Annotated in this window: 20 protein-coding genes; 17 read left to right on the top strand and 3 right to left on the bottom strand. The window is 65.6% G+C overall.

What is annotated here, in order from left to right; translation table 11 throughout:
• The first annotated feature begins 99 nt into the window (after positions 1-99).
• The 11 genes from PU724_RS02355 (at position 100) to amaB (ending at position 15,604) form a co-directional block, all read left to right on the top strand.
• Positions 100-1,290 (top strand): acyl-CoA dehydrogenase, encoded by a 1,191-nt coding sequence (locus PU724_RS02355; RefSeq protein WP_354419460.1) that lies wholly within the window; start codon positions 100-102, stop codon positions 1,288-1,290.
• A gap of 365 nt (positions 1,291-1,655) precedes the next feature.
• Positions 1,656-5,015 (top strand): transglutaminase family protein, encoded by a 3,360-nt coding sequence (locus PU724_RS02350; RefSeq protein ID WP_354419458.1) that lies wholly within the window; start codon positions 1,656-1,658, stop codon positions 5,013-5,015.
• Between the two features lie 6 nt (positions 5,016-5,021).
• Positions 5,022-7,433 carry a circularly permuted type 2 ATP-grasp protein gene (locus PU724_RS02345; protein WP_354419456.1) on the top strand — a complete coding sequence of 804 codons (2,412 nt, stop codon included), beginning with the start codon at positions 5,022-5,024 and terminating at the stop codon, positions 7,431-7,433.
• 3 nt (positions 7,434-7,436) lie between these two features.
• On the top strand, positions 7,437-8,321 hold the full coding sequence (locus tag PU724_RS02340; RefSeq protein ID WP_354419454.1) for a transglutaminase family protein: 885 nt from the start codon (positions 7,437-7,439) through the stop codon (positions 8,319-8,321).
• A 93-nt stretch (positions 8,322-8,414) separates the two neighbouring features.
• The gene (locus PU724_RS02335; protein WP_354419452.1) at positions 8,415-9,380 is read left to right on the top strand and encodes a glycosyltransferase family 2 protein; all 966 of its coding nucleotides are present in this window, start codon (positions 8,415-8,417) and stop codon (positions 9,378-9,380) included.
• A complete protein-coding gene (locus PU724_RS02330; RefSeq protein ID WP_127286415.1) occupies positions 9,380-10,249 on the top strand; it encodes a glycosyltransferase family 2 protein in 870 nt (289 codons plus the stop codon). The genes PU724_RS02335 and PU724_RS02330 overlap by 1 nt, the downstream gene beginning before the upstream one ends.
• Before the next feature lie 71 nt (positions 10,250-10,320).
• Positions 10,321-10,989, top strand: a complete 669-nt coding sequence (locus tag PU724_RS02325) for a glycosyltransferase family protein (protein WP_354419450.1) — start codon at positions 10,321-10,323, stop codon at positions 10,987-10,989.
• A gap of 70 nt (positions 10,990-11,059) precedes the next feature.
• Complete coding sequence (locus PU724_RS02320; RefSeq protein ID WP_127284728.1) at positions 11,060-12,151, top strand: DNA topoisomerase IB; 1,092 nt, start codon at positions 11,060-11,062, stop codon at positions 12,149-12,151.
• A gap of 113 nt (positions 12,152-12,264) precedes the next feature.
• Complete coding sequence (locus PU724_RS02315) at positions 12,265-12,639, top strand: YciI family protein (RefSeq protein ID WP_127284727.1); 375 nt, start codon at positions 12,265-12,267, stop codon at positions 12,637-12,639.
• Complete coding sequence (locus tag PU724_RS02310) at positions 12,636-13,907, top strand: RNA polymerase sigma factor (protein ID WP_127284726.1); 1,272 nt, start codon at positions 12,636-12,638, stop codon at positions 13,905-13,907. Before PU724_RS02315 ends, PU724_RS02310 begins: the two co-directional genes overlap by 4 nt.
• 182 nt (positions 13,908-14,089) lie before the next feature.
• The gene (amaB, locus tag PU724_RS02305) at positions 14,090-15,604 is read left to right on the top strand and encodes an L-piperidine-6-carboxylate dehydrogenase (protein ID WP_354419447.1); all 1,515 of its coding nucleotides are present in this window, start codon (positions 14,090-14,092) and stop codon (positions 15,602-15,604) included.
• A 68-nt stretch (positions 15,605-15,672) separates the two neighbouring features.
• Here amaB and PU724_RS02300 read toward each other — a convergent pair whose 3' ends face one another.
• The 3 genes from PU724_RS02300 to PU724_RS02290 form a co-directional block, all read right to left on the bottom strand.
• Positions 15,673-16,539 carry a hypothetical protein gene (locus PU724_RS02300; RefSeq protein WP_354419445.1) on the bottom strand — a complete coding sequence of 289 codons (867 nt, stop codon included), beginning with the start codon at positions 16,537-16,539 and terminating at the stop codon, positions 15,673-15,675.
• A gap of 107 nt (positions 16,540-16,646) precedes the next feature.
• Entirely contained in the window at positions 16,647-17,513 is an 867-nt protein-coding gene (locus tag PU724_RS02295) for a hypothetical protein (RefSeq protein ID WP_354419443.1), read from the bottom strand.
• Between the two features lie 259 nt (positions 17,514-17,772).
• Positions 17,773-18,486: a GntR family transcriptional regulator gene (locus PU724_RS02290; protein WP_354419441.1), complete on the bottom strand. Its 714-nt coding sequence runs from the start codon at positions 18,484-18,486 to the stop codon at positions 17,773-17,775.
• A gap of 261 nt (positions 18,487-18,747) precedes the next feature.
• Between PU724_RS02290 and PU724_RS02285 the strand changes: the two genes are divergently transcribed.
• From PU724_RS02285 to PU724_RS02260, 6 genes are all read left to right on the top strand, one after another.
• Positions 18,748-19,836: an ABC transporter ATP-binding protein gene (locus PU724_RS02285; protein WP_354419439.1), complete on the top strand. Its 1,089-nt coding sequence runs from the start codon at positions 18,748-18,750 to the stop codon at positions 19,834-19,836.
• 29 nt (positions 19,837-19,865) lie between these two features.
• The gene (locus PU724_RS02280; protein ID WP_127393693.1) at positions 19,866-21,155 is read left to right on the top strand and encodes an ABC transporter substrate-binding protein; all 1,290 of its coding nucleotides are present in this window, start codon (positions 19,866-19,868) and stop codon (positions 21,153-21,155) included.
• 98 nt (positions 21,156-21,253) lie between these two features.
• Complete coding sequence (locus PU724_RS02275) at positions 21,254-22,138, top strand: ABC transporter permease (protein ID WP_245493242.1); 885 nt, start codon at positions 21,254-21,256, stop codon at positions 22,136-22,138.
• A gap of 4 nt (positions 22,139-22,142) precedes the next feature.
• Positions 22,143-22,961 (top strand): ABC transporter permease, encoded by an 819-nt coding sequence (locus tag PU724_RS02270; protein WP_127393691.1) that lies wholly within the window; start codon positions 22,143-22,145, stop codon positions 22,959-22,961.
• Positions 22,962-22,972: 11 nt separating this feature from the next.
• Positions 22,973-23,719 (top strand): aspartate/glutamate racemase family protein, encoded by a 747-nt coding sequence (locus PU724_RS02265; RefSeq protein ID WP_127393690.1) that lies wholly within the window; start codon positions 22,973-22,975, stop codon positions 23,717-23,719.
• Positions 23,720-23,723: 4 nt separating this feature from the next.
• Positions 23,724-24,554: a GNAT family N-acetyltransferase gene (locus PU724_RS02260; protein ID WP_354419436.1), complete on the top strand. Its 831-nt coding sequence runs from the start codon at positions 23,724-23,726 to the stop codon at positions 24,552-24,554.
• The last annotated feature ends 2 nt before the right edge of the window (positions 24,555-24,556 follow it).

The following is a 24,556-nucleotide window of genomic DNA, read 5'->3' as shown; positions in this document are numbered from 1 at the left end:
TACTAACGCTCATTGATCCGTGATGCAATTTTGTTTGATTTTTTCCGTGCGGAGGTCGATAAGCCGGGCAATTCAAGATTTTGCCGGGAGAGTGAGGCCATGGCCGCCGAGAACAATTCCTTCGTCTGGAACGATCCCTTCCTGATCGAGGACCAGCTTTCCGAGGATGAGCGCATGGTGCGCGACGGCGCGGCGGCGTTCGCGGCCGACAAGCTCGCGCCGCGCATCGAGGAGGCTTATCTCGACGAGCAGACCGATCCCTCGATCTTCCGTGAGATGGGCGAGGCGGGCCTGCTCGGCATCACCATTCCCGAGGAGTATGGCGGTCTCGGCGCCAACTACGTGACTTACGGGCTGGTGGCGCGCGAGGTGGAGCGCATCGATTCCGGCTACCGCTCGATGATGAGCGTGCAGTCGTCACTGGTGATGTATCCGATCCACGCCTATGGCTCGGAAGAACAGCGCAAGAAGTACCTGCCGAAACTGGCCTCCGGCGAATGGATCGGCTGCTTCGGCCTCACCGAACCGGATGCCGGCTCCGACCCCGGCGGCATGAAGACGCGCGCCGAGAAAACGGCGAACGGCTACAGGCTTTCCGGCTCCAAGATGTGGATCTCCAACGCCCCGATCGCCGATGTCTTCGTCGTCTGGGCGAAATCGGCCGCGCACGACAACCAGATCCGCGGCTTCGTGCTGGAAAAGGGCATGAAGGGCCTGTCGGCGCCGAAGATCGGCGGCAAGCTGTCGCTGCGCGCGTCGATCACCGGCGAGGTGGTGATGGAAGGCGTCGAGGTCGGCGAGGAGGCGCTGCTGCCCAATGTTTCTGGCCTGAAGGGGCCGTTCGGCTGTCTCAACCGGGCGCGCTACGGCATCTCCTGGGGCGCGATGGGCGCGGCCGAGGATTGCTGGCACCGGGCGCGGCAGTACGGCCTCGACCGCAAGCAGTTCGGCAAGCCGCTCGCCGGCACGCAGCTCTTCCAGAAGAAGCTCGCCGACATGCAGACCGAGATCGCGCTCGGCCTGCAGGGCTCATTGCGCGTCGGGCGGCTGATGGACGAGGGCAAGATGGCGCCGGAGATGATCTCGATCGTCAAGCGCAACAATTGCGGCAAGGCCCTCGACATCGCCCGCCAGGCCCGCGACATGCATGGCGGCAACGGCATCCAGATCGGCTACCACGTCATGCGCCACGCGCAGAACCTGGAGACGGTCAATACCTATGAGGGCACGCATGACGTGCATGCGCTGATCCTCGGACGGGCGCAGACAGGCATCCAGGCGTTTTTCTAGGCCGGGACAGCGCCATACAGGCAATCTGCGCGTCTGAGTGGATTGCCGATCGCGTTACTAACGGCTGCGCGATTGAGGACCGCCTTCCCCCACTCCGTCGCCGCTTCGCGGCGCCACCTCTCCCCCCTCCGGAGGGAGAGGAAGGGGCTCCAGCTGAGCTGGCTCACCCTTTCCTCTCCCCCGTCGATCGGGGGAGAGGTGTCGAGCGCAGCTCGAAGGAGTGGGGGTCGACCTGCTCGAGGTCGGGAAAGCACGGCGAGGCGAAACAAGGCGTTAAATTAGGTGCAGCGCAACATCTCTGCTTGGAGAATGGCCTGCATTTGTGTCAGGGTTCGGCGAATTGAAACGCCGAACTCAGGGGCCTCATGGCAATTCTGGCAGCCGTCCACCACCTGACCCACTACAGATACGACCGTCCGGTGGTTCTCGGGCCCCAGGTCATCCGGCTGCAGCCGGCGCCGCATTCGCGCACCAAGGTGCTCAGCCACTCGCTGAAGGTCGAGCCGAAGAACCATTTCGTCAATCTGCAGCAGGACCCCTACGGCAACTTCCTCGCCCGCTTCGTCTTCCCGGAGCCGGTGACCGAACTCAAGATCGAGGTCGATCTCGTCGCCGACATGACGGTCTACAATCCATTCGATTTCTTCGTCGAGGAATCGGCCGAGAATTTCCCGTTCGAGTATCCGGAAGAGATCAGGGAAGACCTCGCCATCTACCGGACGCCGGAGCCGGCCGGACCGCTGCTCTCGGCTTTCCTGGAGACCATCGACCGCGGTTCCAGGAACACCGTCAATTTCCTCGTCGACATCAATGCGCGGCTGCAGCGCGAGATCGCCTATATCGTGCGCATGGAGACGGGCGTCTTCTCGCCGGAGGAGACGCTCGCCGCCGCCAAGGGGTCGTGCCGGGATTCGAGCTGGCTGCTGGTGCAGATCCTGCGCAATCTCGGCATCGCCGCGCGCTTCGTCTCCGGCTACCTGATCCAGCTCAAGCCCGATCTGGTCTCGCTCGACGGGCCGCCCGGCACCGCGGTCGACTTCACCGACCTGCACGCCTGGTGCGAGGTCTATATCCCCGGCGCCGGCTGGATCGGTTTCGATCCGACCTCGGGCCTGCTCACCGGCGAAAGCCACGTGCCGCTCGCCGCCACCCCGCATTTCCGCAATGCCGCGCCGATTTCCGGCATGGCGAGCTTCGCCAATGTCGATTTCGGATTCGACATGCAGGTCGACCGCATCGCCGAGCATCCGCGCATCACCAAGCCGTTCTCCGACGAAAGCTGGCAGGCGCTCGACGCGCTGGGAAACAAGGTGGACGCGGCGCTGAAGGAAGGCGACGTGCGGCTCACCATGGGCGGCGAGCCGACCTTCGTGTCGATCGACGATTTCGAATCCGCCGAGTGGAACACCGCCGCCGTAGGTCCGACCAAACGCGGCAAGGCGGACGAGTTGATCCGCCGCCTGCGCGAGCGTTTCGCTCCGGGCGGTTTTCTCCATTATGGCCAAGGCAAATGGTATCCGGGCGAGAGCCTGCCGCGCTGGACCTTCTCGCTGTATTGGCGCACCGATGGCCAGCCGGTGTGGAGCGACCCGTCGCTGATCGCGCGCGAAAAGAGCAGCCTCGCGGTGGGTCCCGAACAGGCGCAAAGCCTGCTGACGGCGATCGCCGGCGAGCTCGGCATCGACGAGGCGATGGTCAGCGAGGCCTATGAGGACCCGGCCGAGTGGCTGCTCAAGGAAGGCAAGCTGCCGGACAATGTCGATCCCTCCAATTCCAAGCTCGAGGATCCGGAAGAGCGCAGCCGCATGGCGCGCGTGTTCGAGCGCGGGCTGACCAAGCCGTCGGGTTATGTGCTGCCGGTCCAGCGCTGGAACAGCCAGGCTGCCGGCCAGCGCTGGCGCTCGGAGAAATGGAAGACTAGGCGCGGCCGGCTGTTCCTGGTTCCCGGCGATTCACCGGTCGGCTATCGCTTGCCGCTCGGCACACTGCCCTATGTGCCGCCGGCGCAATTCCCCTACATCGTCCCGGTCGATCCGTCGCTGCCGCGCGGCCCGCTGCCGGCGCGCGAGGCTATCCTGCCGGGAGCCGCTCCGGCGGAGCTTGAAGGCGCCGACGAAATGGCGCGCCGCCAGCAGGCGGTGTCCTTCACCGCGGTGGCCGGCCAGCAGGACCGTGTCGAGCAGGAGATTACCGAGATCGGCGGTGCCGTGCGCACAGCGCTCACCGTCGAGCCGCGCGACGGGCGGCTCTGCGTGTTCATGCCGCCGGTCGAGGCGCTGGAAGACTATCTCGAACTGGTGGCGGCGGCCGAAAATGCGGCAAAGACCATCGGCCTGCCGGTGCATATCGAGGGCTACGGCCCGCCGCACGATCCGCGCCTCAACGTCATCCGCGTCGCGCCCGATCCCGGCGTCATCGAGGTCAACATCCATCCCGCCGCCAACTGGCAGGAATGTGTCGCGACGACGACCGCGATCTACGAGGAGGCGCGGCAGTCGCGGCTCGGCACCGACAAGTTCATGGTCGACGGCCGCCACACCGGCACCGGCGGCGGCAACCATGTCGTGGTCGGCGGCGCCACGCCCAACGACAGTCCGTTCCTGCGCCGGCCGGATCTCTTGAAGAGCCTGGTGCTGCAATGGCAGCGGCACCCATCGCTGTCCTACCTGTTCTCGGGCCTGTTCATTGGACCGACCAGCCAGGCGCCGCGCTTCGACGAGGCACGCCACGATTCGCTCTATGAGCTCGAGATCGCGCTGGCGCAGGTGCCGCATCCGGACAAGGGCGAGGCGCCCTTGCCGTGGCTTGTCGACCGGCTGTTCCGCAACCTGCTCACCGACGTGACCGGCAACACCCACCGTTCGGAAATCTGCATCGACAAATTGTTCTCGCCCGACGGCCCCACCGGCCGGCTCGGCCTGGTCGAGTTCCGCGGCTTCGAGATGCCGCCCAATGCGCGCATGAGCCTGGCGCAGCAATTGCTCGTGCGCGCCATCATCGCCCGTGCGTGGAAGAACCCGCTCGATGGCCGCTTCGTGCGCTGGGGCACCTCGCTGCACGACCGCTTCATGCTGCCGCATCATGTCTGGGCGGATTTCCTCGACGTGCTGGAGGACCTCAAGCTCAACGGCTTCGAATTCCGTCCCGAATGGTTCGCCGCGCAGCTCGAATTCCGTTTCCCGTATTGCGGCGAGGTCGAGCATGCGGGGGTCAAGCTGGAACTCAGGCAGGCGCTGGAGCCGTGGCATGTGATGGGCGAGCAGGGCGCGATCGGCGGCACCGTGCGCTTCGTCGATTCCTCCGTCGAGCGGCTGCAGGTGAAGACCGAGGGCCTCAATCCGGAGCGTCACGCCATCGTCTGCAACGGTCGCGTCGTGCCGGTCAAGGTGACGGACAACCGCGAGGTCGCGGTCGCGGGCGTGCGCTTCAAGGCCTGGCAGCCGGCTTCCGGCCTGCATCCGGCGCTGCCGGTCAACACACCACTGGTCTTCGACATCTACGACCGCTGGTCGGGCCGGGCGGTGGGCGGCTGCGTCTACCATGTCGCCCATCCCGGCGGGCGCAATTACGACACCTTTCCGGTCAATGGCAACGAGGCGGAAGCGCGGCGGCTTGCCCGCTTCGAGCCGCGCGGCCATACACCGTCCGGCTATGTGCTGCACAATGAAGAAGCCTCTGAAGATTTCCCGATGACCCTTGACCTCAGGCGGCCCCCGAGACTCTGATCGGCGATGGCGAAGGGGAATCAGAAGAAGATAGGCGGCAAGCCGCTGACGCACAGTCTGCTGGAGCACTACCAGCCGATCGACGGCGTCGTCGACGAGATGGTCGACGCCTCGGGTAATCCGCGCCCGGCCTGGCGCGCCTTCCTCGAGGCGCTGGAGGACCTCGGTCCTGAAAAGCTGGCCCGGCGCTTTGCCCGCGCCGACCAGTATCTGCGCGACGCCGGCGTCTACTACCGGGTCTACGACAAGGCCGGCGCCAATGAGCGCGAATGGCCGCTGGCGCATGTCCCGCTGCTGATCGAGGAACAGGAATGGGCGGCGATCAGCGCCGGCCTCGTGCAGCGCGCCGACCTGTTCGAGGAGACGCTGGCCGACATTTACGGGCCGAATCGGCTGATCGAGAAGGGCATCCTGCCGGCGGGCCTGATCGCCGCCAGCCCGGAATATTTGCGGCCCGTCGTCGGCACAAAACCTGCCAGCGGCCATTTCCTCCACATGCTCGCCTTCGAGCTCGGCCGCGGGCCCGACGGCCGCTGGTGGGTGCTGGGCGACCGCACGCAGGCGCCGTCAGGCGCAGGCTTCGCCCTGGAGAACCGCGTCGCCACCACGCGCGCGCTGTCCGACATCTATGGCGAGATGCATGTGCATCGCCTCGCCGGCTTCTTCCGCCGCTTCCGCGATGCGCTGATCGGCATGGCCAACGACACCGGCGGCCGCGTCGCCATCCTGACGCCGGGGCCGCTCAACGAGACCTATTACGAGCACGCCTATATCGCGCGCTATCTCGGCATCATGCTGCTCGAAGGCGAGGACCTGACCGTCTCGGGCGGCAAGCTGATGGTACGCACCGTTTCGGGGCTGAAGCCTGTCGGCGTGCTGTGGCGGCGGCTGGATGCCGCCTTCGCCGATCCGCTGGAGCTGAGGCCGGATTCGCAGATCGGCACGCCCGGCCTGGTCGAAGCGATCCGCCGGGGCACGGTGTCGGCCGTCAATGCGCTCGGCTCGGGGCTGATGGAAACGCGGGCGCTGCTTTCCTTCCTGCCGAGGATCTCGCGGGAATTGCGAGGCGAGGAATTGCTGCTGCCGAGCGTCGCCACCTGGTGGTGCGGGCAGGACAGCGAGCGCGAGCACGTGCTTGCCAACCTCGACCGCATGGTGGTCGGTCCGGCGCTGTCGACGCGGCTTGCCTTCGAGGACGACGATGCGACCAGGCTCGGCTCGACTCTGTCCGATGCCGAACGGGCCGAACTGGTGTCGCGGATCAAGGACAGCGGCGGCGACTTCGTCGGCCAGGAAGCGGTGACGCTTTCGACCACGCCCGTCTATATCGGTGGCTGGCTGGAGCCGCGGCCGGCAAGCCTACGCGTCTATCTGGCGCGCACGCCGGATGGCTGGACGGTGATGCCCGGCGGTTTTGCCCGGGTCGGCTTCTCGCAAGACGCGACGGCCATCGCCATGCAGCGCGGCGGCCAGGCGGCGGATGTGTGGGTGGTCAGCGACCGGCCGGTCGAGCGCGAGACGCTGCTGCCGCAGGAGCACGACAGCTTCACCCGCTCGATGCCTGGCAGCCTGCCCAGCCGCGCCGCGGAGAACCTGACATGGCTCGGCCGCTACATCGAGCGCTCGGAAGACACGGCGCGGGTGCTGCGCGCCTATCATGTGCGGCTGGCGGAGACCTCCGACCCCGAAACGCCGCTGCTCGCCGACATCAGGGACTATCTCGAACCGTTCGGCATCGACGTCGAGACGGCGATCCCGCTCGGGCTGATCAGCACGCTGGACAGCGCCGTCTACAGCGCCGGGCAGATCCGCGACCGTTTTTCGCCCGACGGCTGGCTGGCGCTGAAGGATCTGTCGAAGACCATCCATCAATTCGCCAAAACCGTCGCGCCGGGCGACGACGCGACGCGGGCGATGACGGTGATCCTGCGCAAGCTTGCCGGCTTCTCCGGCCTGCTGCATGAGAACATGTACCGCTTCACCGGCTGGCGCTTCCTCGAAATCGGCCGGCGGCTGGAGCGCGGCATCCAGATCGCCCGCATGCTCGCCCGGCTGACCAGGAAAGGCGCGCCGGACGGCGCGCTCGACATGATGCTGGAGATCGGCGACAGCGTCATGACCCATCGCCGGCAATATCCGGTGCAGGCCGGGCGGCGCACGGTGATCGATCTGCTGGCGCTCGACCCGCTCAACCCGCGCTCGATCCTGTTCCAGCTCGAACGATTGAAGGCGGAGATCGGCATGCTGCCTTCCGTTGGCGCCGAAGGACACATGTCGCCGGCGGCCAAGGAAATCCTGCAGCTCAACACGGCGATCGCCGTCATGGAGCCGTCGGACATGACGGCGCAAGTCATCGACGATCTCGCCAGCGAGATCGGCGGCCTCTACAACAGCCTTGCCAAGGCCTATTTCGGATAGGGCATGCTCTACGACATCAGGCTTCATCTGAGCTACGACTATGACGCCGCGGCCGGTGGCGGCCGGCATCAGGTGCGCGTGCTGCCGCCGACGATCGCGGGCGTGCAGCGGGTGGTCGCCGCCTCGCTGTCCTTCACGCCGGCACCGGGCGAGCGCTCTGATTTCACCGACTTCTTCGGCAACAACGTCACCTCGCTCGCCTTTCGCGACGCCCATGACGCGCTCGACATCAGGATGAGCGCGCGCGTGTCGGTTTCGCGCCCCGAACCGGGACTCGACGTTTCGCCCAACCTGCAGCGGCTGCGGGAGGAACTCGGCGGCGTGCGGTCGCTGGCGCCGGATTCGCCGCATCACTTCCTCGCCGCCAGCGATCATGCCGGCATCGATGCCGCGATCACCGCCTATGCGAAAGACAGCCTCGCAGGCTCGACCGTCGCCACGGTCATGGATCTGTGCAACCGCATCCAGCGCGACTTCACCTATGACGGCAAGGCAACCACCGTGCAGACCCGCGCCAGCGATGCTTTCGTCCTGAAACGCGGCGTCTGCCAGGATTTCTCGCACATCATGATCGCCGGCCTGCGCGGCCTCGGCATTCCCGCCGGCTATGTCAGCGGCTTCCTGCGCACCATACCGCCGAAGGGCAAGCCCCGGCTCGAGGGCGCCGACGCCATGCATGCCTGGGTCAAGGCGTGGTGCGGGCGCGACGCCGGCTGGCAGGAATTCGACCCGACGAACGGCATGCGGGCGAGCAATGACCACATCACCGTCGGCTACGGGCGCGACTATTCCGATGTGGCGCCGATCGTCGGCGTCCTGAAAACAACGGGCGGCCAGGCCGCCGAGCAAGCGGTCGACGTCATCCCGGTCATGCTCGAGAAGGTTTGAGATGCAAGCCTTTCCGGGGTTCCCGGGGGCGTAAAGACTGCTTCTCAAATCCGGACGCTGCCGTTATCTTGCGCTTCGGGGCGGTAGGGCCGGATGCGCAACATGCACCGGCGGAGTTTCTATTTGAGAGCGGTCAGCGTCATCATTCCGGCACACAATGCGGCGGCGACCATAGCGAGGACGCTGGCATCGCTGCGTCCAGAGGCTGATGTCATCGGTGAAGTGCTGCTGGTCGATGATTCTTCGTCGGACGACACAGCAAGCGTTGCCGAGCATGCCGCTTCGCGGTGCGCGTTGCCGTTGCGCGTGATCCAGTCCAATTGCAGGGACGCGGGCGGAGCCCGCAATCTCGCTTTGGCGCAGGCGAACTTCCCCTGGATCTACATGATCGATGCCGACGATCTGCATCTGGACGGCGGGCTGCGGTCATTGCTTTCCCGGACCGATATGCAGACGAGGGCCGATATGGTGGTCGGCGCCTTTCGCAGACGAACCGACGGCGTCGACCGGCAGATCAAGTTGCCTGTAGGTTATACCGCCGCCAGCACCGCCAATGCCTCGGCCTATATCCAGGGGCATGTACGCTCGATTGCCGTCGGAAGCGCGCTCGTGTCCCGGCGCGCGATCGATGAGACGCGATTCCCGACCGGGCTCGCCTATGACGAGGACACGTTGTTCTGGGCCAAGGTGCTCAGCACCGCCCGGCTTGCCGTCATCACGCAACCCGTCATGACCTATTTCGTTTCGGCGGAACGCTCCGACGATCGCTTCACGGTCAAGCCGGCGAAGCGCTTCCTCGAATGGCGGCAGGCGTTGCACGGGCTCGCCGATTGCGGGATCGCGAAGTCGGCGCTGAAGGTCAGGGAAGGCCTCGTCGCCCTGAAGATCGCGCGTGTCCACTATGCGCGCGGTGATCTGGATACGGCGGCCCGGTTCCTGGCCGTGGCCAGGGCGGCGCCGAAGGTGCCGTCGGACACCTGGCGTTGCATGCGATACCAGTTCAAGCTTGCGGCGCGGCGCCGCTTTTCTGTGCCGCGCATCCAGTTGCAAAGCGCTTGATGGCCGGGAGACCGGAACTCGCAGTCGTGGTGATTGGTTTGCGGGCGCCCGCCGAACTGGTCGCCGCGGTGCGGTCGGTGCTCGATCAGAACATCCCGCTCGAGATCGTCATCGTGAATTCGGGCGGTGGCAATGCCCAGGCACTTGTCGACAATGCCGGTCTCAACGTGAGGGTCGTCGAGGTCGAGCAGCGACTGTTTGCCGGCGGCGCGCGAAATCTAGGCATCGCGGCGACGCAGGCCCCGTTCGTCGCCTTCCTCGCCGGTGATTGTCTGGCCTGCCCGCGCTGGGCTGAAGTGCGCCTGCACCATCACCGGCAAGGGGCCGCGACCGTGGCAAGCGCCATCCTCAACAGCCATCCGCGCAATCTGGTGGCGTGCGCGGCGCACCTCGTGACGTACATGCGGCGTTTGCCCGGCCTCCCCGCCGAGAAGGCACTGCGCTACGGCGTCTCCTTCGACCGAAAGCTGTTCGATCTGTACGGGCTGTTCGACGAGCGCATGGCGTTGGGGGAAGACACCGATTTCATGGCCAGGCTGCCCGAGGCGATGCAGCCGGTCTGGGATCCGCAGGTCCTCACCATCCATCGCAACGAGACAAGCCTGTTCCGCCTGCTTGCCGACCAGTACCGCCGCGGCCGCCGCCTTGGCGGCTATTTGAGGACCGTCGAAGGCGAGAAGCCCCTGAGGCCATTTCGAAGGATTTTCCGGGACCGCCGCAACGTGAGCAAGCTGGCCAAGGAAGGGCTGTCCGGAAGGGACAGGACTTTTGCGATGCTTTCGCTGCCAATCGTGTGGCTGGCGCTGTTCGCCAAATCGCTGGGGTCTGCCATCGGCGCCAGATATGGCGAGAAGGGCCGGCGCCAATGATCACGGTCGAGATAAGGCCGCCACGCCGGCGGCGCGGTCGGTGGTTCGGGACGCGACGGAGGATCGTCGCGGTGTTCAGCTATCGCTACGACGCGCATCTGGTGCCGGGCCTGATCGCGAACCTCGACCCGATCGTGGACGGCTGGATCGCATATGACGATCGTGGTTCGGACGCGGTGTTCAGCAGCGAGCCGGCGAGGCGGCGTGCCCTGCTGAGCGCGGCCTTCGAGGCCGGCGCCGATTGGATCCTGGCAATGGACCCCGACGAGAGGTTGGAAAACGCGGTCGCCGATCAAATTGGCCAACTGACCAGCCGGTCGCGGCGCATCGCCTGGGGATTCCGGACGCTGGAAATGTACACGCCGGACAGCTACCGCGTCGACGGGCCCTGGGGGCAGAAGATGCAGCACAGGCTGTTCAGCGCCTACCATCCGGATCGCTATCGATCGACGGATTTGCATGGCGCCTGGTTCCACGAAGACCTCCGCCTCAAGCTCAGGGACAGCGGTCTCAACCTTTATCATCTGAAGATGATCGAGCCGAAGCGGCGCGCGGCACGGCGCGACCTCTACAATCATCTCGATCCGGATCACCGGCTGCAGGACATCGGCTATGACTATCTGGCGGATGACTCCGGAGCGGTTTTCGAAACCATACCGCCCGGGCGAGGCTACTTTCCGGTCCATAGCGACGACGGCGGGCTGTGGATGGCGGATGTGTCGGACATCCGGCCGGCGTGAGCCCCAAAAGGCATCGCGGAACCAGCGGCCGGTTGCCGGCTTATCTACGGACCAGTTCCGTGGATCCGTCATGCTGCAACGACCGCAATCCTCCCCTGAACGCCCGGCAGGCGAGGACGAAACCCAAAAGAACGGCGCGCAGAAATCGGCCGAGCGTGCATCGCTCACCTATGTCAGCGATGCCGACCCCGGCATTCGTCGGCTGCGAAAGGGCAAGGGCTTCGTCTATCTCGGGCGCCATGGCCGCCCTGTCTCCACGGCGACGCTTACGCGCATCCGGGCGCTCGCAATTCCACCGGCGTGGACCGATGTGTGGATTTCGCCCGATGCCTGTGGCCATATCCAGGCGACCGGCCGGGACCAGCGCGGGCGCAAGCAATACCGCTACCATGCGCTGTGGGCCGCCGAGCGCGACGGCGCCAAATATTCGAGCCTGATCGCCTTTGCCAGAAGCCTGCCGGAACTGCGCCGCCGCATCGATGCCGATCTGCGCCGCCACGGCCTGCCGGCGGAGCGTGTCGTGGCGGCCACCGTCTGGCTGCTCGACAACACGATGATCCGCGTCGGCAATGCCGCCTACGCCCGCGACAACAAGAGTTTCGGGCTGACGACATTGCGCGACCGCCATGTCGACATCGAGGGATCGAGCCTGCGGTTTGCCTTCAAGGGCAAGTCCGGCAAGGAATGGAAGCTGAAACTGGTCGACCGCCGGATCGCCAGGATCGTGCGCGGCGCGCAGGAACTTCCGGGCCAGAAGCTGCTTCAGTATCTTGGCGAGGACGGCAATCGGCATCCGGTCGGCTCCAGCGACGTCAACGGCTACATCCGCGACGCGGCCGGCGCGGATTTCAGCTCGAAGCATTTCCGCACCTGGGGCGGCACCATCCACGCCGCATCGCTGTTTGCGCAAACCGGGCGTCCGGAAAGCCAGGCGCAGATGAAGCGGGTCATGAACGGCATCATCGACAGGGTCGCCGAGCGCCTGGGCAACACGCGTGCGGTCTGCCGCAAATGCTATATCCACCCGCTGGTCTTCGAAACCTGGTCGGAGGGGCGGCTGCTCAGCGAGATGGCTGAGGCCAGCAAGCGAAAACGCCTGATACCCGGCCTCGACGAAGAGGAGACGCTTGTGCTGAGATGGCTTGAGGCGCGCTGCGCCTGACCGATGGCGCGGGGAGGGCAGCCAAGCCCGTGTGATCGCTCGGCAATTTTTTTATCGACGTTGTGTCGGGAAGGGCCCTACTGTCGCGTCCTTTGATACGGAAAGGACTTGCCATGCTCTATGCCATCCTCTGCTATGCCTCCGAAGACGTCGTCTGCTCTTGGAGCAAGGAACAGGACGACGAGGTGATGGCCAAGCTCCTCAACGTGCAGGAAAAATACGCCCAGGCCGGGCGGCTTGGGCCGGTCGCGCGCCTGCTGCCGACAACCGCGGCGACGACGCTGCGCAGGGTCAAGGGCGAGCCGGTCGTCATCGACGGCCCGTTCGCCGAGACCAAGGAACAGTTCCTCGGCTTCTACACGCTCGAATGCGCCGATCTCGACGAGGCCGTCGACTTCGCGCGCGAGCTTTCCGAGGTCAATCCGAGCGGCGGCTCCTACGAGATACGCCCGGTTTCCATCTTCAATCCCGCCAGAGTGCCCGCATGACCGAGCTTGCCTGGATAAGCACCGCGATCAGCACCGCCCGTCCGCAGGCGATGGGCGCGCTGCTGCGCTACTTCCGCGACCTCGACGCCGCGGAGGAGGCTTTCCAGGACGCATGCCTCAGGGCGCTGAAGAACTGGCCGAAAAACGGCCCGCCGCGCGATCCCGCCGCCTGGCTGATCTTCGTCGGCCGCAACAGCGGCATCGATGCAGTGCGCAAGCGGTCCAAGCAGGCGCCGCTGCCGGAAGAGGACCAGATCTCCGACCTGGAGGATGCCGAGAGCGATATCGCCGAGCGTCTCGACGGCGCCCACTACCGCGACGATATCCTGCGGCTCCTGTTCATCTGCTGCCACCCGGACCTGCCGGCGACGCAGCAGATCGCGGTGGCCTTGCGCATCGTATCCGGCCTTACCGTCAAACAGATCGCGCGCGCCTTCCTGGTCGGCGAAAGCGCCATGGAGCAGCGCATCACCCGCGCCAAGGCGCGCATCGCGGATGCCGGCGTGCCGTTCGAGACGCCGGGCGCCGTCGAGCGCTCGGAGCGGCTCGCAGCGGTGGCCGCGATGGTCTACCTGATCTTCAACGAGGGCTATTCGACCAACAGCGGCGAGGCGCCGGCGCGCGCGCCGCTCTGCGAGGAGGCGATCCGGCTGGCGCGGCTCCTGCTCAGGCTGTTCCAGACCGAGCCGGAGATCATGGGGCTGACGGCGCTGCTGCTGCTGCAGCATGCGCGAGCGCCGGCACGCTTCGACGCCAGTGGCGAGATCGTGCTGCTCGAGGACCAGGATCGGTCGCTCTGGAGCCGCAAGATGATCGACGAGGGCCTGGCGCTTGTCGACAAGGCGCTGCGCCACCAGCAGCCCGGCCCCTACCAGGTGCAAGCGGCGATCGCCGCGCTGCATGCACGGGCGGTGAAGCCCGAGGATACCGACTGGACCGAGATCGACCTGCTCTACAGCCTGCTCGAGCGCATGCAGCCGTCGCCGGTGGTGACGCTCAATCGCGCCGTCGCGGTGGCCAAGGTGCGCGGGCCCGAGGCGGCGCTCGCCATGATCGAGCCGCTTGCTGACAGGCTGTCCGGCTATTTCCACTTCTTTGGCCTCAAGGGCGGGCTGCTGATGCAGCTCGACCGCGGCGATGAGGCGCGCGTTGCCTTCGACCGGGCGATCGCGCTTGCCAACACCGCCGCCGAGGCGGCCCATATCCGCATGCATATCGACCGGCTGATGAAGGAAGGCGCCGAGCGGGCCGCGCAAAAGGCGCGCTGAGCTCTCGTCTCGAAAGTCTGGCCCAACCTTGGGCGCCGGGCTTAGACCATGCCGGGGTGGCGGTTTTTCCCCGAAACGAGTAATGCCACGCCATGAACGCGCTCCGACGTGCCCGACGGCACGGATAGGGTGGCGTATGGCTTTGTCCTGTTGCCTTGCGACGGGATCTGAAAGGGACAAAAATGACGATAGCGAAGGAAACGGCCGCACTTCTGGAGAAACTCGGCGTCGCCAAGGACGCGCTCTCCGGCGGCGACCTGATCGTGCGCAGCCCGGTGACGGGAGAGCAGATCACGGCGCTGACGACGATCTCGCCGGCGGATGCGGCCAGGACCATCGACGCCGCCCACAAGGCGTTCCAGGCCTGGCGGCTGGTGCCGGGACCGAAGCGCGGCGAGCTGGTTCGCCTGCTTGGCGAGGAACTGCGCGCGCACAAGGCCGAGCTCGGCCGGCTGGTGTCGATCGAGGTCGGCAAGATCCCGTCCGAAGGCCTTGGCGAGGTGCAGGAGATGATCGACATCTGCGATTTCGCCGTCGGCCTCTCCAGGCAGTTGTACGGCCTGACCATCGCCACCGAACGGCCCGGCCACCGCATGATGGAGACCTGGCATCCGCTGGGCGTCGTCGGCGTCATCTCGGCGTTCAATTTTCCGGTTGCGGTATGGTCGTGGAATGCCGCCCTTGCGCTGGTGTGCGGCGACGCCGTGGTGTGGAAGCCGTCGGAAAAGACGCCGCTGACAGCGCTTGCCTGCGAGGCGATCTTCAAGCGCGCGGTCAAGCGCTTCGGCAGTGACGCGCCGGCAGGACTGGCGCCGGTGCTGATTGGCGACCGCGCCGTCGGCGAGATCCTGGTCGACCATCCGAAGGTGCCGCTGGTCTCGGCCACCGGCTCGACCCGCATGGGCAGGGATGTCGGTCCGCGGCTGGCCAAGCGCTTCGCGCGCGCGGTGCTGGAACTCGGCGGCAACAATGCCGGCATCGTCTGCCCGACCGCCGATCTCGACATGGCGCTGCGCGCCATCGCCTTTGGCGCCATGGGCACGGCCGGCCAGCGCTGCACGACGCTGCGGCGCCTGTTCGTGCACGAAAGCGTCTACGACGCGCTGTTGCCGCGCCTCAAGAAGGCCTACCAGAGCGTCTCGGTCGGCAATCCGCTGGAGACGTCTTCGCTGGTCGGTCCGCTGATCGACAAGGCCGCCTTCGACAACATGCAGAAGGCGCTGCAGGAAGCCACCGCCCATGGCGGCAAGGTGACCGGCGGTTCGCGGGTCGAGAACGGCCATCCGGACGCCTACTACGTGCACCCTGCGCTGGTCGAAATGCCGAAGCAGGTCGCGCCGGTTACGGAGGAGACTTTCGCGCCGATCCTCTATGTAATGAAATACACCGATTTCGACGCCGTGCTCGACGAGCACAATGCGGTCGGCGCCGGCCTGTCGTCGTCGATCTTCACCCGCGACCTGCAGGAATCCGAGCGCTTCCTCGGCGTCGACGGCTCGGACTGTGGCATCGCCAATGTCAACATCGGCACCTCGGGCGCCGAGATCGGTGGCGCGTTCGGCGGCGAGAAGGAAACCGGCGGCGGCCGCGAGAGCGGCTCGGATGCCTGGAAGGCCTATATGCGGCGCGCCACCAACACGGTGAACTATTCCAAGGCGCTGCCGTTGGCCCAGGGCGTGTCCTTCGACATCGACTGAGGCCATCGCAACTCGATGGGTTGATGACCATGATTTGCGGCATCTCCCGCACGGGGATGCCGCAGCGATCAGCTGTCGGCTTGCGTGCCGAAGGCCTCGGCGAAAGCGGCGTCGATGATGGCCAGCTTCACGGCCTGGGCGGCCATGTACTCGTTGTAGAAATCGCGCGACACCCACATCACCGATTGGCCGCGTTGGCCAAGCCAGCCGATGCTGCCCATCTCCTCGGCGTCGCGCAGCTTGCGCGCAAGGTGCGTGCGCGAGAGCTTCAGCCATCCGCCGAAGTCGCCGATCGACACCACGACGGTCGGAATGCGGTCCTGGCCGGCGTGATCGGGATCGATGCCCGAAATCAGCCAGTCCATGACGGCGCCGCCGTTGTTCAGCCAGGTGAACAGCGAAAAGGTCTGTTTGGGCTCGCGCACCGGGTGGGACGAAAGCAAGCCGTCGGCCACCAGCGGCTGCAGCCTGGCCAGCGCGTCGGATCGCGCAAGAAAGAGGGACAGCCGGTTCGCGCCGTCGAGACCGTCCAGCGTCTGCAAATGAGCAAGCATCCAGCCCACCACCTCCTCCAGGCTCGACGGCGTCGGCTGCACGGGGCGAATGCGCGCGTCCTCGTCGGCCGGCACGACTTCGATGAAGTTGTAGTGAAGCATCTCCTTGATGAAGGCGTCGGCAGTGTTGCGGCTGGCCACCTGATGCTGACGGATGGCGTCGATGATACGGGCCGCCGTCGCTTCCTTGCGGTAGTCGCTGGGGTCGCGCCTGAAATGCAGGGCGAGCCCGATATGGGCCATCAGCCAGCGTTGCTGCGTGGCAAAGACGGACGAAAGGCGCGGGTTTGCCTGGTAGGCCTGGTTCATCGCAAGCGCCTGCAACCGCACGCAGCGGTGCAGCGCCGGATGGTCGGCGATCTCTTCGGCGTTCAGCGTCATCCCCCCAGACCCGCTTACATCTCGACGAGCATAGCCGATAGCAGTTTCAACCAGCCGCCGCCAGACGGTCGGCAGGGCATCACGCAGGTTGTGAAGAAGGCGGTTGCTCAGCCTCTGTCCGACGCCGGAAAACAGGCCTCGAAGGCCGCATCGACAACGGCGAGCTTGGCCGCCTGGACGGCCATGTATTCGTGGTAGAATTCTTTCGAAACCCACATCAGGGAATGGCCGCGCTGGCCGGCCCAGCCGATGCTGCCGAGTTCCTCGGCGTCGTGCAGTTTGCGCGCGAGATGGGTGCGCGACAGCTTAAGCCATTTGGCAAACTCCGCGATTGAAACGATGCTGGTCGGGATGCGGTCCAACCCGGCATTCTGCGGATCGATGCCGGACATCAGCCAATCCATGACGATACCGCCATTGTTGAGCCAGATGAACAGGGAGAAGGTCTGCTCGGGCTCGCGTACCGGCGTCGAGGACAGCAGGCCGTCGGCGATCAGCGGCTGCAATCTGGCCAGCATTTCGGGCCGCTCGAGGAAGGTCGCCAGCCGGTTGCCGCCGTCGAGGCTGTCCAGCGTCCTCAGATGAGCGAGGACCCAGCCGGTGAATGTCTTGATGGTGGCCGCTGTTGGCTGCATGGGATGAGCGCGCGCATCTCCGCTGGTCGGCAGATATTCGGCGATGTTGTAATGCAGCATCTCCTTGATGAAGGCTTCCGCCGTGTTGCGGCTGGCCACCGAATTCTGGCGTATGACCTTGAGGAAGCGCGCCAGGGTCAGCGCCGTGTGATGGTCGTTCGGGTCGCGCCTGAAATGCAGCGCGAGGCCGACATGGCCCATCAGCCAGCGCTGCTGCGTGGCGAAGATCGCAGCCAGCCGCGGGCTCGTTTCAAAGATCTGGATAAGTGCCCGCGACTGTTCCTGGACAGCACGGTGTACAACCGGATGGCCGGCAATGACTTCGGCTTTAAGCGCCATCCTGCTCCTGCTCCGATTCAGCCCTCCGAACCGTGAAAACACGGCGCACATTTCCAGCCTTCATCGTTGGTGTCCAGTGGCGCGATCACCGTACCAAAGTAGGTCAGGTTGCATTCGGGCCAAGGCCGTTTTCCCCCGCTAACTCTTTGCAACCGTTCGCAAAAACCCCTCCCAATAATAGTCAGGCCGACAGCCCCGGTTGCATTGATGCACGCAAAGGGCGGGCATAGGTTTCGCGCCATCCGGCCGGCGATGATTGTCAGGACTCAAGCGCCTGCCGCAGTGCCGGACCGCTCCTGACGCGCAGGTCGAGATCGGCCTCGATATGGTCGATGTGGTGCAGCATCAGCGCGCTGGCGCGTTCGGCGTTGCCGTTCTCCAGCGCCTGCAGGATCTGCAGATGCTCGTTGTGGCCGCAGCTCGAAATGCCGGAGCGGCCATAGAGCGCGATCACCAGAGAGGAGCGCGCGACCAGTTCTTCCATGAAGCGCTGCAGGATGACGTTGCCGGCCACCGATGCCAGCAGCAGATGGAAATCGCCGGAAGCCTTGATCTCGGAGCGCCTCGCGCTCGGCCCGCGCTCGGCGATGAAGCGGCCCTCTTCTTCGAGCTGTGCCTTGAAGGCGGCAACGTCAGCCGGTGTGATGCGCCCGGCAGCGGCAATCGCGATGCCGGGCTCGATCAGCCGGCGCGAGGCAAAGACCTGGCGCGCCTCTTCCGGCGAGGGGTTGGCGACGAAGGCGCCGCGATTGCGCTCGGTGCGCACCAGGCCTTCGAAGGAAAGCATCTGCAGCGCCGCGCGCGCGACGGTACGGCTGACATCGAACAGGGTGCCGACCTCGCCTTCCGACAGCTTTGTTCCGGGCGCCAGCCGGCGGTCGACGATGGCGTCGCGCAGCTGGTCGCGGATCGCCTGGGCGCGATCCGCGTTGGCATTGTCGACGGCAGGGAAGGTCTGGTCGGCGATGTTCATGGCGGTAAGGTCCCTCAGCACTTCTAGCCTGAATCGGGCCGCCTGCACGAGAGCCAAAGTGAACGCAATCGCAGAAAAGATTGCATACGATTTCTGCTTACATCGCCAACAATCGCCCATAATTTGTGCATCGCACAAGAATGCCGCTTTGTCAGGCGGTGAGCGCGGTCGCCGATTTTCCCGAGGATTCAACCGCTTGAGGGTAGCGGCGGGCAACTGGCACGCATGATGCTTTGGCTAATCCGAGCAAGAGGAGCCCGGATGTCCAAAGCCGCCGAGATCGACATCGTGTCCGTTTCGAAAGTCTACGGCGCAACCACCGCCGTCGAGGACATCAGCCTCAAGATCCCGGCCGGCACCTATTGCTGCCTGCTCGGCCCGTCCGGCTGCGGCAAGACCTCGACGCTGCGCATGATCGCCGGGCACGAAAGCATTTCCAGCGGCGACGTCCGTCTCGGCAATGTTGTCGTTACCGACCTGCCGCCGGCCAGGCGCGGCACCGCCATGATGTTCCAGTCCTATGCGCTGTTTCCGCATCTCGACCTTGTCGACAACGTCGCCTTCAGCCTGAAGATGAAGGGCGTCGGCAAGGCGGAGCGCCACGCCAAGGCGCTCGACATGCTGAAGCTGATGCAGATGGACGGCTATGCCAGCCGCCGTCCGGCGCAGCTTTCGGGCGGGCAGCAGCAGCGTGTGGCGCTGGCGCGCGCGCTGATCACCGACCCCGAAGCGCTGCTGCTCGACGAGCCGCTTTCGGCGCTCGATCCATTCCTGAAGATCCGTATGCGGGCGGAGCTGAAGAAACTGCAGGCCTCGCTCGGCATCACCTTCGTCCACGTCACCCACAGCCAGGAGGAGGCGATGGCGCTGGCCGACCTGATCGTGGTGATGAACGATGGCCGCATCGAGCAGGCGGCGCCGCCGCGCACGGTGTTCGAACGGCCGGCGACCGCGTTCGTCGCCCGCTTCATGGGCGACCACAATGTCGTCTCCGGGCGTGTCAGCGGCGAGCGCGACGGCTTGGCGTTCTTCGATGTGCCGGGTGGCGCCTCACTGGCCGCGAGCGGGCAGGCCCGCGAACCCGGCGCGCCGATCGACATCGCCATCCGCACCGACCGTGTGCGCGTCGGCGAAGCGCCGGCGGCGGGGCTCGGCTTCAGCGGCATCGTTTCCAACATCGAATATCGCGGCGCGACCGTGAAGCTCTCGGTCAATGGCGCCGGCATCGAGGATTTCACCGTCATCCTCGATGACGAGAGCTTCTTCGCCAGGCCGGTCGCCGTCGGCGACGCGGTGCCGATCGCCTGGGATGTCGAGGACGCGATAATCCTCGGCCGCCTCAATTCCTGAACCATCACAACCAAAAAGGGGAACTGACAATGACCAACACCACCGACAAGAAGACAGGCATTTCCCGCCGCTCGCTGCTCAAGACGGGTGCCGCGGCGGTCGGCCTTGCCGCCGGCTCAGGCATCATCACCGGCTTCCCGACGATCTGGGCGAAATCGAACATCACGCTGCGCCAGTTCGGCACCGGCGTGTCGAACCTCAATGCCATCGCCGAGAAGTGCAAGGCGGACCTCGGCATCACGCTGGAGATGACGGCGACCGATTCCGACGCCGCCGCGCAGCGCGCGGTGACGCAACCTGACAGCTACGACATCGCCGACATCGAATACTGGATCTGCAAGAAGGTGTTTCCCACCGGCGTGCTGCAGCCGATGGATGTCAGCAAGCTGAAATATTACGACGAACTGGTGCCGCTGTTCAAAACCGGCAAGCTGACGCCGGACAGCGTCATCGCCCAGGGTACCGCGCCGCACACGGTCGGCTATGTCGAGGCGCAGGACAGCAAGGTCTTCGCCAAGGCGCCGACCGACTGGTTCACCATGGTGCCGACGATCTACAATGCCGACACGCTGGGCATCCGTCCCGACCTCGTCGGCCGCGACATCACCACCTGGGCCGACATCATGGACCCGGCCTTTAAGGGCAAGACCGCGATCCTCAACATTCCGTCGATCGGCATCATGGACGCGGCGATGATCATGGAGGCCACCGGCAACATCAAATACGCCGACAAGGGCAACATGACCAAGGAGGAGATCGACAAGACGATCGACTTCCTGATCAAGGCCAAGCAGGCCGGGCAGTTCCGCGCCTTCTGGAAGTCTTTCGACGAGAGCGTCAATCTGATGGCGTCGGGCGAAGTGGTGATCCAGTCGATGTGGTCGCCGGCCGTGGCCGCGGTCCGCTCGAAGGGCATCGCCTGCCGGTTCCAGCCGCTCAAGGAAGGCTATCGCTCCTGGGGCGGCGGCCTCGGCCTTGCCGCGCATCTCAAGGGCGCCGAGCTCGACGCCGCCTACGAATACATCAACTGGTACACGTCCGGCTGGGTCGGCGGCTATCTCAACCGCCAGGGCTACTACTCGGCCAACATGGTGTCGGCCAAGAAGTTCATGTCCGAGGACGAGTGGGGCTACTGGATCGAAGGCAAGGCGGCCAAGGGCGATATCCTGTCGCCGGACGGCAAGGTCATGGAGAAGGCGGGCGCGGTGCGCGACGGCGGCTCGTTCGAACAGCGCATGGGCAAGGTCGCCTGCTGGAACTCGGTCATGGACGAGGACCGCTACATGGTGAAGCGCTGGAACGAGTTCATCGCGGCGTGATGCACTGATGGCGGATGACGGCGGCGACGCCGTCGTCATCCGCAAACACAACCACTCGTCGGATATCCAGCATGACAGTCGCGCTCGAACGCCCTGCAATGGCCGCGGCCAGGCCCGTAAGGCGCCGTCGTTTCTCGATTGGCGCCATCGCCCCCTATCTGCAGGCGACGCCGCTTGCCCTGATCCTCGGCGCGTTCCTGCTGCTGCCGATCCTGATGATCGTTGTCGTCAGCTTCTGGGACTACGATTTCGCGGCGATGTATCCGGATTTTCTGACCACCAATTATGCGGATGTGCTCGGTTCCTGGGTCACCTGGAAGACCTATCTCAACACGCTGAAATACGCGGCCATCGTCTGGGCGCTGACGCTCTTCATCGGCTTCTGGGTCGCCTATTTCCTAGCCTTCCACATCCGCACCACGGCCATGCAGATGGTGCTGTTCCTGGTCTGCACCGTGCCGTTCCTGACCTCCAACATCATCCGCATGATCTCGTGGATCCCGGTACTTGGCCGCAACGGGCTGGTCAACTCGACGCTGGTGCAGCTGGGGCTGGTGCCGAAGCCGGTCGAATGGCTGCTCTATTCCGAATTCGCCGTGGTGCTCGCCATGGTGCATCTCTACACGCTGTTCATGGTGACGCCGATCTTCAACACGCTGATGCGCATCGACCGCTCGCTGTTCGAGGCCGCGCGCGACGCCGGCGCTTCCGGCTGGCAAATTTTGTGGAACGTCGTCATCCCGCTGGCCAAGCCGGGCATGGCGATCGGCACCATCTTCGTCGTCACGCTGGTGATGGCCGACTTCTCCACCGTCCAGGTGATGTCGGGCGGGCAGAGCGCCTCGGTCGCGCTGATGATGAAGAACCAGATGTCGCTGCTGCAGTATCCGGCCGCCGCCGCCAACGCGGTGGTGCTTCTGGTGCTGGTGCTTTTGATGGTCGCCGGCATCCTGCGCATCGTCGACATCCGCAAGGAGCTCTGAGGCGATGCACCGCGAGAAGCGAACTCTCCAATTCTACCTGCTGGCGGCGTTCTTCGCCCTGTTCGTGCTGTTTCTCTACGGGCCGCTGTCGGCGATCCTGATCCTGTCCTTCCAGGGCGAGAATGGCGGGCTGACCTTCCCGCTCAACGGAGTCTCGCTGCACTGGTTCGCCAATCTGTTCGAGAAGCAGGCGGTAGGCGATTTCGGCGGCAGCTTCAGGCGCTCGCTGGCGCTCGGCCTGATGGTGATGGCGGTAACGGTCACGGTGTCGCTGCTCGCCGGGCTCGCCTTCCGTCGCAAGTTTCGCGGCGCCGCGGCCTTGTTCTATCTCGCCGTCGCCAGCTTGGTCGTGCCGTCGATCGTCATCAGCCTCGGCATCGGCGTCGTCTTCCAGCAGATCGGCTTTCGTCCCGCCTGGTACACGTCGGCTTTCGGCGCGCATCTGACCTGGACCTTGCCGTTCGGCGTGCTGATCATGTTCGCCGTCTTCAACCGCTTCTCGCCGGCCTATGAGGAAGCCGCGCGCGATCTCGGGGCGTCGTCCTGGCAGACCTTCGCGCATGTGGTGCTGCCGATGATCGCGCCCAGCCTGATCGGCGTCGGCCTGTTCGGCTTTACGCTTTCCTATGACGAGTTCGCCCGCACGCTGATGACGTCGGGCAGTTTCAACACGCTGCCGCTCGAGATCTACGGCATGACGACGAATGTAACGACGCCGGTGCTCTATGCGCTTGGCACGGTGACCACCGTGTTCTCTTCCCTGGTGATCCTGCTGACGCTCGGCGCGATCGTCTATGTCGGCCGCCGCCGGGCGCGAGCCTGAACGGAGCCAACGTGCAGATTCTTGTGGTGAACCCGAACACGACCGCCAGCATGACCGAAACCGTCGCGGCGGCCGCCCGCTCGGTTGCCAGCGTCTCGACGGAGATCTTCGCAGTCACCTCGTCGATGGGGCCGGTGTCGATCGAGGGCTACTACGACGAGGCACTTGCCGTGCCCGGCCTGCTGGTCGAGATCGCCGCCGGCGAGCGTGCCGGCGCGCAGGCGGCGATCATTGCCTGCTTCGACGACACCGGGTTGGACGCGGCGCGCGCCATGGCGGCCATCCCGGTCATCGGCATTTGCGAAGCGGCGCTCAGCGTCGCCTCCTTCATTGCCCAGCGCTTCAGCGTGGTGACCACCACCGAACGTTCGCGCGTGCCGGTCGAAGAGCTGGTGCGGCGCTACGGCATGGCCGCGCGGGCCCGCGTGCGCGCCGCCGACATTCCGGTCCTGGCGCTGGAGGACCCGTCGTCGGGCGCCATCGTCAAGCTGCGCGACGAGATCGCGCGCGCCATCGAGCAGGATCGCGCCGAGGCGATCGTGCTCGGCTGCGCCGGCATGGCCGATCTTGCCGCCGAACTGCAACGGGATTTCCGCCTGCCGGTCATCGACGGCGTCGGCGCTGCGGTGAAGCAGGCCGAGGCGCTGATTGCGCTTGGCCTGTCGACATCCAAACGCGGCGCCTATGCAAACCCGCTGGCAAAGCCCTATCGTGGCGTTCTGAAATCCTTCGCCCCGGGTGCCGTCGCCGCCGAGTGATACGATGCCGAGAACAATCCGCGTGCTCGCCTCGCAGGAGGTGGAAATGCTTGTCGACTGGGCCGCGGGCGAAGGCTGGAATCCGGGCTTTGGCGATGCCGCCGTGTTCCAGGCGGCCGACCCCGAAGGCTTCATCGGCGCCTTCGTCGACGGCCAGATGGTGGCCGGCATCTCGGCCGTCGCCTATGGCGACCGCTTCGGCTTCATCGGCCTCTATATCTGCCGACCCGACCGGCGCGGCGAGGGGCATGGCAAGGCGGTGTGGGACGCCGGCATGGCGCGGCTCGGCAATCGCACGATCGGCCTCGACGGTGTCGTCGAGCAGCAGCCCAATTATCGGCGCATGGGATTTCAGCCCGCCTACGAGACGCTCCGCTACAGCGGCCATGCCGCAGGTCTCGCCGGTAGCGGCGACATCCGGCCGCTGACGCCCGATCGGTTTGCCGACGTCCTCGCCTATGACCGCGGCTGTTTCCCGGCGCCACGGCCGGCTTTCCTCGAAGGATGGCTGCAGCCGCCGCGCGTTGCCTTGCTGGCCATGAAAGCCGGCCGGATTTGCGGCTATGGCGTGGCGCGGCAGTGCCGGGAAGGGTTCAAGGTCGGGCCGCTGTTCGCCGACGATACCGAGACCGCGCTGCGGCTGCTGGCCGCGCTGACCGACATGATGAGGGGCACGCTGCACATCGACGTGCCGGTGGCCAATGCGGATTTCACCGCAGCGCTTGGGGCCGCCGGCCTGTCGCCCGGCTTCAGCACGACCCGGATGTATCGGGGAGGCGTGCCGGCAAACGCGCAAGCCAGGGTGTTCGGCATAACCACGCTCGAGCTGGGCTGACG

The sequence above is a fragment of the Mesorhizobium abyssinicae genome, from assembly GCF_049887195.1.
Lineage (GTDB): Bacteria > Pseudomonadota > Alphaproteobacteria > Rhizobiales > Rhizobiaceae > Mesorhizobium > Mesorhizobium abyssinicae.
The sequence above is the reverse complement of the archived record's forward strand: the minus strand, read 5'-3'. Positions and strand labels throughout refer to the sequence as shown.